The following is an 11,741-nucleotide window of genomic DNA, read 5'->3' as shown; positions in this document are numbered from 1 at the left end:
CCTGAGCAGGGATTTGCAGTTGCAGTTGTAGGTGCTGTTGTAGGGTGGATTCAGGGTGCCTTCGGGCACCCTTTTTTTTCACCCCACCTGCGCAACGAATGCTACGCGGCGGCCGGTTCCGCGGCCAGCGAGGCCATGTCGATCACGAAGCGGTACTTCACGTCGTTCTTCAACAGGCGTTCGTAGGCGTCGTTGACCGACTGGATCGGCACGATTTCTACATCGCTGACGATGCCGTGTTCGGCGCAGAAGTCCATCATCTCTTGCGTTTCTTCCATGCCGCCGATGGCGGAGCCTGCCAGCGACTTGCGGCCCATGATCAGGTTCGAGCCCGGGATCGGGTCCAGCGGCGTCAGCGCGCCCACCAGCGCCATGGTGCCGTTCAAGCCCAGCAGCGCCATGTACGGGTTCACGTCGTGGCTGACGGGTACCGTGTTCAGCAGGAAGTCGAACGTGCCGGCGTGCGCGGCCATGGCCTCGGGATCGCGCGAGACCAGCACTTCATCGGCGCCCAGGCGCTTGGCGTCGCGCCCCTTGTCGGCTGACGTCGTGATCATCACCACGTGCGCGCCCAGTGCATGGGCGAATTTCACGCCCATGTGCCCCAGGCCGCCCAGGCCGATGACGCCCACTTTTTGGCCCGGCCCCACCTTCCAATGGCGCAGCGGGGAATAGGTGGTGATGCCGGCGCACAGCAGCGGGGCGACGGCCTTCAGGTCCAGCGTGTCGGATACTTTGACCACGAAGTGTTCGCGCACGACGATACGGTCCGAATAGCCGCCGAAGGTCAGCTGGTCGTTACCGCGTTCGTGGTCGTTGTAGGTCAGCGTGGCGCCTTCTTCGCAGTATTGCTCCAGGTTCAGGCGGCAGGCCTTGCAGTGCAGGCAGGAATCCACCATGCAGCCCACGCCGGCGTAGTCGCCCGCCTTGAACCTGGTGACGTTCTTGCCCACCTGCGCGACGCGGCCGACGATTTCGTGGCCGGGCACCATCGGATAGACCGAGTTGCCCCAATCGCCGCGCGCCTGATGCAGATCGGAATGGCAGATGCCGCTGTAGAGGATGTCGATCAGCACATCGTCGTCGCCGGGTTCGCGCCGGGTGAAACTGAACGGAACGAGCGGGGTATCGGTGCTGTGGGCGGCGTAGCCTCGGGCTTGGATCATGACGGTCTCGAATAAATTCTGTTGAGCAGGCGTTCACAATATTCCGGCGAAACCAGGGGATCAAGCTAGAATTTCCGCATGTTTTATTCGAAGAATTTGCATAATCATGCTGCCCGATAACTTGTCGCACCTGGCCGCCTTTTCCGCGGTGGCCCGTCACAGCAGCTTTCGCCGCGCCGGCGAGGAACTGGGTTTGTCGACCTCGGCGGTCAGCTATGCCATCCGCAGCCTGGAGGAACGGCTGGGGGTGAACCTGTTCAACCGCACCACACGCAGCGTGGCGCTGACCGACGCTGGCCAGCGGCTGGCCGAGCGCCTGCTGCCGGTGCTAAGCGACCTGGGCGACGCGCTCGAGGAAATGAACCACTTTCGCGGGACGGCGTCCGGCACCTTGCGCATCAACACGTCGCGCGCGGCTTCCTACATGCTGTTGATGCCGTTCGCCGCGCGTTTCCTGGCGGCCTACCCGGACATCCGGCTGGAAATCGGCGAAGACGACAGCTTTGTCGATATCGTCGCATCGGGCTTCGATGCCGGGGTGCGGCTGCTGGAGGCCGTGCCGGAGGACATGGTGGCCGTGCCCATCGGCCCCAGCCTGCGCGCCGCCGTCGTGGCGTCGCCCGCGTATCTGGAAGGGCGCGGGATTCCTCGCCATCCCCACGACTTGATGCGGCACGAATGTGTGCGCTACCGCTTTGCCAGCGGTCGCTTCTACAAATGGGAATTCGAGAAAGACGGCGTGGCGATCGAAGTGGACGTCACGGGCCGCATCGCGCTAAGCGACGTGCATGCCGAGGTGCGCGCCGCGGTCGACGGCATCGGGATCGGCAGCGTTCCGGAATACTACGTGAACGAGCTCCTGCAATCGGGCCGGCTGGTGCGGCTGCTGGATGACTGGTGCCCGCCGTTCCAAGGTTTCATGCTGTATTACCCGCGGCAGCGGCGCGTGTCGTCCGCCTTGCGGGCGTTCATCGACATGGCCCGCCTGGAAGGCGGGGCCTGAGCCCCCCCGCGCCGTTCGCGCGTTGTGCGCGTGATGCGTTACGGACGCGCGCCTTCCAATAGCGCCTGCACCAGCCGATTGTCCTGGTCGGTCAGCCGGCAGACGAACGAGATCTGACGGTAGGGCGCCTGCTTGCCCAGCGGCACCACGCGTACCGGATGCACGTTCAGCAGGTTCGGGCCCGGCTCGGGCAGCACGCACACGCCCAGGCCGGCGGACACCAGCGCCGTCAGCGCCGCCAGCGATTGCATCTCGATGCGGCAGCGCGCATGGGGCGCATGCTGCGCGACATAGCGCGCGGCCAGCCGGCCGCCGATGGTGGTCTTGTCGAAACGGATCCATTCGTACTGCTGGAACAGGTCGGCGACCCGCGTCTCGTGCGAATCGGGCGGCGCGATCAGCACCAGCGTTTCCCGGAACAGCGGTGTCCAGGCCAGGCGGCTGGAGCCCCCGGTTTCGGGCTGCGTGATGATGGCGGCGTCGATCTCGCCCTTCTTCAGCTTTTCGGTCAGCTCGGTCGCGCGTCCTCGCACCAGGCGCACGTCCAGCAGGGGGTAGCGTTCACGCAGCTTGCGCAGCAGCGGGGGCAGCAGCGTCACTTGCAGCGGTTCGATGGTGCCCAGCCGGACGCGGCCTTCGACAGCGGGCGTGCTGCGCCGGCGCAGTTCGTCCAGGCGCGCCAGCGCCTCCTGCAGCACGGCATCGACTTCCGCCGCAAAGGCGTTGGGCCGCACTTGCAGCGCCGAGCGGTCGAACAAGGGCTGTCCGAAGTATTCCTCCATCTGCTTCATCTGCAGGCTGACGGCGCTGGGCGACAGGTTCATGTCCGCCGCGCCCGCCGCGAAGCTGCCGCCGCGCAACACGGCGTTGAGCGTACGGAAAGATTCGATCTTCATCAGAAATCCTCACGTAGTGTTTTAAGAATCCTCGCTTTATATCACCAGGCGGGCGTCCTAGTATTCGCTTCAGACAAAACGACAAGCGGCATGCACGCAGGCGTTGGACGCCCGCCGGACCGCAACCGAGGAGACCCCCATGACGAAGTCCTTTGCCGGCCTGCGTGCCGCCTTATTGCCCGCCTTGGCCCTGACCGTGGCGCTGGGCGCGCCCGGATTGGCTGCGGCGCAAGCGGCGCCCGCCGTCCCCGCGACGATCACGATGGTCGTGCCGTTCCCGCCGGGCGGCAGCAACGACGTATTTGCCCGCGTGCTGGCCGAAAAGCTGGGCGCGCGCCTGTCCACGACCGTCATCGTCGAAAACCGGCCCGGCGCGGGCGGCGCGATCGGGGCGGAATATGTGGCCCGCGCACCGAAGGATGGCTCCGTGCTGATGCTGTCGTCGTCCACGCTCACGACCAATGCGGCCGTGCAGACCAACCTGAAGTACGACGTCGTGCGCAGCTTCGCGCCGGTAGCGATGCTGGCGCGCAGCCCGATGGCGCTGGTCGTGGGCAAGGATTCACCCTACCAGTCCATGGCCGACCTGCTGGCCGTTGGCCGCAAGGAGCCGGGCAAGCTGACCTACGGCAGCGCGGGCTTGGGTTCGGTCAACCAGATGGCCAGCGAAATCCTGGCCGGGGGCGAGAAGACGTCGTTCACGCACGTGCCCTACAAGGGCATGTCGCATGCGCTGAACGACCTGGCCGGCGGCCGGGTCGATTTCGTGATCGGCAGCTTCGCATCCACGGCCTCGCTGCTCAAGGGCGGCAAGCTGCGCGTGCTGGCCGTGACCTCGCCCGAACGGTCGCAGTTCTATCCGGCGCTGCCCACCATTGGTGAGGGCCAGCCCGGCTATTCGGTGGAACTGTGGTGGGGCGTGCTGGCGCCGGCGGGAACGCCCGCGCCCTTGGTCGACAAGCTGAACGCCGAGATCCGCGGCATCGTCAACGACCAGAAGATGCGCGCCATGTTCGCCGAAGAAAGCGCGGTGCCGGCTGCGCTGACCGTGCCGCAATTCACTGAACTGGTCGAGACCGATGCCGCCAAGTGGAAGCAGGTGGCCCGTGACCGCAACATCTCCATCCAGTAAGCGCCGACCCCGCATCAACCCTCTTTCCCAGAGTGCAAGCATGAGAAGCAAACTGTTCGTACCCGGATCGCGCCCCGAGCTGTTCGCCAAGGCTCTGGCAGGCGCCGCCGACGCCTTGTCGTTCGACCTGGAGGACGCGGTGGCGCCGTCGCGCAAGGACGAAGCACGCGGCCATCTGGCCCGCATGCTGGCCGCGCCCGAAGCCGCCGCGTCGGGCAAGACGCTGATCGTGCGTGTCAATGCGCTGGATTCCGGGCAGTTTCATGCGGACGTGCAGGCCGTGGTGCGGCCGGGGCTGCACCTGGTGAACCTGCCCAAGGCGGAAAGCGAGGCCGACGTCGTGGCGGCGGCCAGCGCGGTCGAGCAGGCGCGCCGCGCCAACGGCGTCGATCAACCGGTCGGCTTGCTGCTGAACATCGAGTCGCCGCGTGCGCTGCGCCGGGCGGCCCGCCTGGCGGCGGCGCATCCCAGCGTGGCGGGTTTGCAGTTGGGGCTGGGCGATCTCTTCGAGCCGGCGGGCATCGCTCGCCGCGAGGCAGTGGCGGTGCAGCAGGCCATGTTCGCCTTGCGCCTGGCGGCGGCCGAGGCGGGCGTGTTCGCCTACGACTCCGCCTTCGCCAATATCGAGGACGAAGCCGGCTACCGGGCCGAGGCGGAATTGGCCCGCAGCCTGGGTTATATCGGCAAAAGCTGCATCCATCCGCGCCAGGTGCCGTTGGCCAACGCGGCGTTCCGGCCCACCGATGACGAGATCGCGCACGCGGGCCGCGTGGTTGAGGCCGCGCGCGAAGCGTCGGCCAAGGGCGTGGCGGCATTCGTGGTGGACGGCCGCATGATCGATGGCCCCTTCCTGCGCCGTGCCGAGGCGATATTGCGGGTGGCGGCCGGGCTTGGGCTCGCGACGGCGCACGCGGAGCAGGCGCAATGATGGCGGCGGCAATGCAATCGCCGGGCGGTCCGCTGGCGGGCGTCCGTGTGCTGGACCTGAGCGCCTACATCGCCGGGCCGTATGGCTGCACGCTGCTGGCGGATCAGGGCGCCGACGTCATCAAGGTGGAGCCGCCCAGCGGTGACAACCTGCGCAAGTACCCGTCCACGCTGGATGCCGAAAGCCGCGCCTTTCTTGGCGTGAACCGCGGCAAGCGCGGATTGGTGCTGGACCTGAAAAACCCGGAAGCGCTGGCCGTCCTGCACGATCTGGCGCGGCAGGCGGACGTGCTGGTGCACAACTTCCGGCCCAGTGTCCCGGCCCGGCTGGGCATCGCCTATGAGCAGCTGGCCGAGATCAATCCCAGGCTGATCTACTGCGCCGTCACCGGCTATGGGGAAACCGGGCCGTTGAAAGACAAGGCCGGCTACGACCAGGTGCTGCAGACGATGACCGGCATGTGCGCGTTGCAAGGCAAGGCCGACGGGCCGCCCGAGATCCTGTATGGATCGGTGGTGGACTACTACGCTTCATCCATGGTTGCCGCGGGCGTGGCCTCGGCGCTGTACGAGCGGGAACGCAGCGGGCGTGGCCAGTTCGTGGGCGTATCGCTGTTGCGCAGCGCGCTGGCCTTGCAGTCCGCAAGGCTGGTCTGGGCCGAAGGCGAACCACGCGACATCGGGCGCGACATGCGCTCGGGCGGCATCACGGGCATCCATCCCACCGGCGAGGGGTATCTGTACATCTCGGCCAACACGCCGCATTTCTGGCAGGCGCTGTGCGCCAAGACCGGCTTGCCTGAGCTTGCCGCCAACGAACGTTACGACTCGGTGCGCAAACGCGCCGAACACCGCGACGAGATCGTGCCGCGCCTGCACGAGGCGCTGCGCGCGCGGACGGCGCTGGAATGGGAGGCCTGGTTCGGCGAAGAGGTGCCTTGCGCGGCCGCGCGCGGTGTGCAAGACATGTTCGACTTCCCGCAGGTGCAGGCCGAAAACATGGTCACGACGTTTACGCACCCCGTGGTGGGCAGCTACCGCGGGTTCGCCCAAGCCATCAAGTTTGGCCGCAGCCAGCCGGATGCACCCCGCGCCGCGCCCGCGTTCGGAGAACATAGCGAAGCGGTGTTGGCGGAGGCGGGGGTGTCAGCCGAGCGCTTGGCGGCGTTGCGGGAACGGGGGGCGCTGGGATGAGGAGGTGTATGCCACGTGCAGGCGTCCTGGCGCGCAGCGGCTCCCCTCACAACCCTTCAGGGCCGTGCATCCAAGCCGGGATGTTCCGTTGTTGATGCAAGACTCGCCAGACATCAATATGACTCGGGCAATCTACATAGAAGATCAGGTAAGGATAGCGAGTCAATGGCCAGGATTGAAGCCCTGGTAAATCGAGTTCGTGTGCATATTTGGACGACCCCGTCGCGGCATGACGGCTCAAGTGAGAATACGCACGCTCTAACGCATCAATGAAGCCCAGTGCCACTTGTTCCGACGCTTGGTCTGAGTAGTAGGCGATGGCAGTGTCGATATCTTCGTTTGCCTGCAAACGAGGTATGACGGGTTTTCCCTTCACAGCTATGCGTCAGGTTTGAGACGTTTGCTGGCGCGAGCTCGCAGGTCGGAAAAATAGGTGGCGTCGGCGGTTACGCCTTGCGCGGACGACGCGCCGGCAAGCATCAGCCCCCGCAATTGGAGCCGATCTTGATCCTTGCGAATCAGTTCCCGGACGTACTCGCTGCTGGTGCTGTAGCCACGTTCTGTGACTTGTTCGTCAACGAAAGATTTCAGCGCGTCCGGGAGGGAGATATTCATGGTGCCCATTCCCACAGCTTAGGAGGCTTGCCAAAATTTGGCAAGATGGGGGTGGCCGCAGTTCATTAGCCGGCCACCGCGGGCGCCCCGCCCAATGCCGCCAGGCAGTCTTCCAGCGGCGGGATGGTCTGCGCCAGCGCGTCGACGGCGGCGGCGTCCACTTTTGACAGGGGCGGGATTTCGGCCAGCACGCGCACGTCGCCGAAGCGTTCGATGGCTTCCTTGTTGCCCGCCGACAGTGGGCCGCTCATGACGACGCCCAGCACGGGGATGCCGCGGCGCTTGAGCGCTTCCAGGCTCAGCAACGTGTGGTTGATGGTGCCCAGGCCGCTGCGCGCGGCCAGCACCACCGGCATGTCCAGGCGGGCGATCAGGTCGATCATCATGTGCGTGTCGTCAATGGGCACGTACAGGCCGCCCGCGCCTTCCACGATCAAGGGGGCGTCGGTCGTCGGCGGCACGATGGTGGTCGCGTCGACCACCGTGTCTTCCAGCGTGGCGGCGGCCCAGGGCGACAGCGGCGCTTGCAGCACGTAGGCTGGCAAATGCAGGCGTTCGGGCGGCAGCCGGGCCAGTTGCGCGACGGTGTCGGTGTCGCCGGGTTCTTCGGACACGCCGGTTTGCACCGGCTTCCAGTAGTCGGCGTTCCAGGCGCGCGCCAGGATGGCGGACACCAGCGTCTTGCCGATGCCGGTGTCGGTGCCGGTCACGAAAACCCCGGCGGGGCGTTGAGTCGTTTTTTTCCACATACCGTAGGCCAGGTGATACGTCACCGTGGCTCCTTGTTCGTCAAACGCTGCCAGCACGCGCCGCAGTGCCGCCGCGTTGAGCGGCGGCCGCCCGGGCGCGGGCGTGGTGGCGCCGATGCCTTTCAAGCCCTTCAGGAATGTCAGGCCGTCAGGATGATTTTGTATCAGCCGTTCGCTGTGCACGCTACCGGCCAAATTGCCCATGGCCGGACGGATGGCGGCGCGCGCCGGGTAGCGTGGCGTGACCGCAACGAGGCCCGCGGCCTGGTGGGCGGCCCGCCATTCGTCGAATGTGCCGTCGGCCAGCGTCGCGACGGCCAGATGGCCGCCCGGCGCCAATAATGTGGCCAGCCGGCCCAGGCCGGCGTTCAGGTCCGTAAACCATTGAACGGCCAGGCTGGAGCAGATCAGGTCGTAGGGGCCGGCGAGCGCCTGGGGGTATTCGCCGTCCAGCACTTCAAACCTTGCCGTGCCTGGCAGCGCCGGGCCTCGCTGCGAGGCGGCGAGCATCGCGGGCGAGATATCGGTGACCGTCCAGTCGGCCGGCCCCAGCCGGCGAGCCAGCGCCTGCGTCAGCAGGCCGGTGCCGCAGCCGATCTCCAGGATGCGGGGGCGCGGGGGCAGGCGCAGCCGGGCGATATCGCCGGCCAGCCGTTCGGCCGTGATGCGCTGGATAGGCGCATGGTCTTCATAGCGGTGCGCGGCCGCGCCGAAACGGGCGGCGACTTGCGGCTTGCGTGGAGCTTGCGTCATGGTGCGTGCAGTCAGGCCAGGCAATCAGGCCGCCTGGGTCAGTCGGGCAATGAATCCGGCGATATGGCGCGCACACCATGACGCGTCCGCCACCGGTAACAGATGGCCGCCCTGTTCCCGCTCATGCCGTTCGTCGCCGGCGCGGCCGCCAAATGCGGCTTGCGTCATCGCCGCCGGGACGATCGGGTCGTCCTGGCCCGCCAGGATCAGCAGCGGAACGGGCAGGGCCGCCAGCGCGCCGCGCTGGTCTTCGTCGCGAAGCGCTTCGAGGTCTTGGGCCAGCGTTTCCAGCCGAGGTTCGCCAAAGGCGGAGGCGTCGCCGCAGCGCTGGCGGAAATCCTGCAGGACCGCAGCCGGATCGGCCGACAGGCGCTTGACCATGCGGTCGAGCATGCGGCGCGGCACGCCGGCGTCGAAGTCCGGCGCCGCGCCAAAACGCGGGAAGCCGTTGATCGACACCAGGCCGCGGCAATCCGGGGGCAAGCAGCGCAGCAGACGCAGTACGCCCATCGAATGGCCGATGGCGATGACCGGTCCTTCGATCTTTGGCGTGTGGGCCGGACCGAAGTAACCGGCGTCGGCGACCGCATGCGGCCAATCGCGCAGTTCGGCGCGCAGCGGCGTCCAGACCGAGGCGTCGAAGGCCCAGCCATGCACGAACAGCAGGGTGGGGCGGACGGGGCGTGCGTGGGCGTCCGTCATGCCAGCACCGCCGCAAAGCCGGCGATCAGTTGCGCCACGTCGGCGTCGCGGTGGGCGGCGCTGAGCGTCACGCGCAGCCGGCTGGTGCCGGCAGGCACGGTGGGCGGGCGGATCGCCACGGCCAGCAGGCCCCGCTGTTCCAGATCGGCGGCGATCGCCAGCGCGCGGCCTTCGTCGCCCACCATGGCGGGCACAATCTGGGTGGACGAGGCGCCGGTGTCCAGCCCCATGCCCTGGAGCGCTGCGCGCAGATGGTCACCGGCAGCCGCCAGCCGGGCGCGTTCGGCGTCCAGCGTGGGCACCAGGTCCAAGGCGGCGTCCATCGCGCCCAGCACGGCGGGTGGCAGCGCGGTGGTGTAGATGAATCCCGAGCAGGTGTTGATCAGGTAGTCGCACAGCGCGCGGGAGCCGGCCACGTAGGCGCCGAAGCCGCCCAGCGCCTTGCTGAACGTGCCCATCGCCAGGTCGATGCGGCCGGGCGCCAATCCGGCCAGCCCCATGCCGCCAGGGCCGAGCACGCCGGTGGCGTGGGCTTCGTCCAGGTAGACGAAGGCCTGATAGCGGTCGGCCAGTTCGGCCAGCCGGATGACGTCGGTCCGGTCCCCGTCCATGCTGAACACGCTTTCCGTGATGATGAATCGGGAGACGGGCTTATCCGACCCTTCTGCGGCCCGGGCCGCGAGCAGGCGCTCCAGATGGTCCAGGTCGTTGTGCCGGAAACGGATCTGCTTCACGCCGGCCGCCTGGCAGCCGTGGTGCAGGCTGGCGTGGTTCAACTTGTCGGCATACAGCTCGACCTCGCCCCGGGTGCCGGCGGCACGCAGCAGCGCGGGCAGCACCGCGGCGTTGGCCTGCCAGCCGGAGGCCAGCACGAGGGCGGCTTCGGTGCCTTTCAGGCGCGCCAGCTTGGTCTCCACTTGCTCGTGCAGGTCAAGATTGCCGCAGACCAGACGCGAAGCCTGGGCGCCCGCCCCGTGGCGGGCTGCCCATTCCCGGGCACGCTCGATCAAGAGCGGGTGCTTGGACAGGCCCAGATAGTCGTTGCTGGAAAAATTCAGCACAGGCGCGCCGTTCAGCACGATCCGGCCGGGCGGCGCCGCCGTGGCGGTGCGCAGGCGGCGTCGCACGCGGCGGGTGTCGGCCAGGGCCAACTCGGAGGAAAACAGGGAATCCAGCTTTGACATCAATCGTTCCGGCAGCGGCCGGGGGCAGGGGCTGCCCCGCGCCAGGCCGTAGAATGCGGGCCATTGTAGTGGAGGCGCGCGCGGCGGTTTTCGGGGACAAACCTTCCCGGAACCGCCGGGCCGCCGCCGGTTTTTGCGGAGTTCAATCATGCACACGCCCGACTGGGTGGCCCAGGGCCAGCCACATATCTGGCTTCCCTATGCCCAAATGAAGACAGCCACGCCGCCGCTGCCGGTCGTGCGCAGCCACGGCAGCCGGCTGGAGCTGGCCGACGGGCGCAGCCTGATCGACGGCGTGGCGTCCTGGTGGACGGCCTGCCACGGCTACAACCACCCGCACATCGCCCAGGCGGTGCGCGCGCAACTGGAGGCCATGCCGCACGTGATGTTTGGCGGCCTGACCCACGAACCGGCGTTGACCCTGGCGCGCCGGCTGGCCGGATTGCTGGGCCCGGGGCTGGATCGGGTCTTCTATACCGATTCGGGCTCGGTGGCGGTGGAAGTCGCCATGAAGATGGCCCTGCAGTTCTGGCTGAACCAGGGCGAACGCGGCCGCAGCCGCTTCCTGGCGTTCCGCGGCGGCTATCACGGCGACACGTTCGGCACCATGGCCGTATGCGATCCGGACGAGGGCATGCACAGCCTGTTCCGGGGCATGCTGGCCGAGCACGACATCGTCGACCTGCCGCGCGACGAGGCCTCGATGGCAGCACTGGACCAATTCCTGGAGACGCGCGGGCCGCAACTGGCCGGCATCCTGGTCGAACCGCTGGTGCAGGGGGCGGGCGGCATGCTGCTGCATGAACCGGAAGTGCTGCGCCGCCTGCGTCGGCTGGCGGACCGCCACGGCCTGCTGCTGATCTTCGACGAGATCTTCACCGGGTTCGGGCGCACGGGCACGATGTTCGCGTTCGAGCAGGCCGGTATCCGGCCCGACATCATCACCCTGTCCAAGGCGCTGACGGGCGGCACGCTGCCGCTGGCCGCCACGGTGGCCAGCAACCGGGTATTCGAGGCATTCTGGTCTGATGACCCCGCGCACGCCCTGATGCATGGCCCCACCTTCATGGGCAATGCGCTGGCTTGCGCGGCCGCCAACGCGTCGTTGGACCTGTTCGAGTCCGAGCCCCGGCTGGCGCAGGCGCAACGCCTGTCGACGGCGCTGGCTGCCGGCCTGGAGCCTTGCCGCGACTTGCCCTGGGTGCGCGACGTGCGCGTGCTGGGCGCCATTGGTGTGGTGGAACTGGACGGCATCGCCGACCGCGAGGCCTTGAAACGCCGGCTGGTCGAGGCCGGCGTCTGGGTCCGCCCGTTCGGCAATGTCGTTTACCTGACGCCGGCGCTGACCATCGCCGACGATGAACTGGCCGCCCTGATGCGTGCCCTGGTGGACGTGCTGCGCCAGCAGCGCCCCTGACCC

The 11,741-nt window shown here is 67.6% G+C and carries 12 protein-coding genes; 5 read left to right on the top strand and 7 right to left on the bottom strand.

The annotated features are described in order from the left end of the window. Window positions 1-101 precede the first annotated feature (101 nt). Window positions 102-1,166, bottom strand: a complete 1,065-nt coding sequence (locus AC27VE_RS14320) for an NAD(P)-dependent alcohol dehydrogenase (RefSeq protein WP_488704235.1) — start codon at window positions 1,164-1,166, stop codon at window positions 102-104. A 106-nt stretch (window positions 1,167-1,272) separates the two neighbouring features. On the opposite strand from AC27VE_RS14320, the gene AC27VE_RS14315 reads away from it, so the two are divergent. Then, window positions 1,273-2,169 (top strand): LysR family transcriptional regulator, encoded by an 897-nt coding sequence (locus tag AC27VE_RS14315; RefSeq protein WP_488704234.1) that lies wholly within the window; start codon window positions 1,273-1,275, stop codon window positions 2,167-2,169. A 38-nt stretch (window positions 2,170-2,207) separates the two neighbouring features. On the opposite strand, the gene AC27VE_RS14310 is transcribed toward AC27VE_RS14315, so the two are convergent. Then, window positions 2,208-3,065 carry a LysR family transcriptional regulator gene (locus AC27VE_RS14310; RefSeq protein WP_488704233.1) on the bottom strand — a complete coding sequence of 286 codons (858 nt, stop codon included), beginning with the start codon at window positions 3,063-3,065 and terminating at the stop codon, window positions 2,208-2,210. Window positions 3,066-3,204: 139 nt separating this feature from the next. Between AC27VE_RS14310 and AC27VE_RS14305 the strand changes: the two genes are divergently transcribed. From AC27VE_RS14305 to AC27VE_RS14295, 3 genes are read left to right on the top strand one after another with little or no spacing between them, the layout of a single operon-like run. Next, a complete protein-coding gene (locus tag AC27VE_RS14305; RefSeq protein ID WP_427958131.1) occupies window positions 3,205-4,197 on the top strand; it encodes a tripartite tricarboxylate transporter substrate binding protein in 993 nt (330 codons plus the stop codon). A gap of 40 nt (window positions 4,198-4,237) precedes the next feature. Further along, window positions 4,238-5,125 carry an HpcH/HpaI aldolase/citrate lyase family protein gene (locus AC27VE_RS14300; RefSeq protein ID WP_488704232.1) on the top strand — a complete coding sequence of 296 codons (888 nt, stop codon included), beginning with the start codon at window positions 4,238-4,240 and terminating at the stop codon, window positions 5,123-5,125. Then, a complete protein-coding gene (locus tag AC27VE_RS14295; protein WP_315135467.1) occupies window positions 5,122-6,318 on the top strand; it encodes a CaiB/BaiF CoA transferase family protein in 1,197 nt (398 codons plus the stop codon). Before AC27VE_RS14300 ends, AC27VE_RS14295 begins: the two co-directional genes overlap by 4 nt. Window positions 6,319-6,364: 46 nt before the next feature. Here the strand turns inward: AC27VE_RS14295 and AC27VE_RS14290 are convergent, their stop codons facing one another. The 5 genes from AC27VE_RS14290 to AC27VE_RS14270 are packed head-to-tail and all read right to left on the bottom strand — an operon-like array spanning window position 6,365 to window position 10,321. Further along, window positions 6,365-6,694 (bottom strand): type II toxin-antitoxin system RelE/ParE family toxin, encoded by a 330-nt coding sequence (locus AC27VE_RS14290; protein ID WP_006225687.1) that lies wholly within the window; start codon window positions 6,692-6,694, stop codon window positions 6,365-6,367. A gap of 2 nt (window positions 6,695-6,696) precedes the next feature. Then, window positions 6,697-6,942, bottom strand: coding sequence for a ribbon-helix-helix domain-containing protein (locus tag AC27VE_RS14285; RefSeq protein WP_488704231.1), 246 nt, complete (start codon window positions 6,940-6,942; stop codon window positions 6,697-6,699). Between the two features lie 56 nt (window positions 6,943-6,998). After that, window positions 6,999-8,435, bottom strand: a complete 1,437-nt coding sequence (gene bioD / locus AC27VE_RS14280; protein WP_488704230.1) for a dethiobiotin synthase — start codon at window positions 8,433-8,435, stop codon at window positions 6,999-7,001. 24 nt (window positions 8,436-8,459) lie between these two features. Continuing rightward, entirely contained in the window at window positions 8,460-9,137 is a 678-nt protein-coding gene (locus AC27VE_RS14275; RefSeq protein WP_488704229.1) for an alpha/beta fold hydrolase, read from the bottom strand. After that, the gene (locus AC27VE_RS14270; RefSeq protein ID WP_488704228.1) at window positions 9,134-10,321 is read right to left on the bottom strand and encodes an aminotransferase class I/II-fold pyridoxal phosphate-dependent enzyme; all 1,188 of its coding nucleotides are present in this window, start codon (window positions 10,319-10,321) and stop codon (window positions 9,134-9,136) included. Before AC27VE_RS14270 ends, AC27VE_RS14275 begins: the two co-directional genes overlap by 4 nt. A gap of 148 nt (window positions 10,322-10,469) precedes the next feature. On the opposite strand from AC27VE_RS14270, the gene AC27VE_RS14265 reads away from it, so the two are divergent. Next, a complete protein-coding gene (locus tag AC27VE_RS14265; RefSeq protein ID WP_488704227.1) occupies window positions 10,470-11,738 on the top strand; it encodes an adenosylmethionine--8-amino-7-oxononanoate transaminase in 1,269 nt (422 codons plus the stop codon). Window positions 11,739-11,741 lie beyond the last annotated feature (3 nt).

The sequence above is a fragment of the Achromobacter sp. 18P8.1.1 genome (assembly GCF_057799415.1).
The sequence above is the reverse complement of the archived record's forward strand: the minus strand, read 5'-3'. Positions and strand labels throughout refer to the sequence as shown.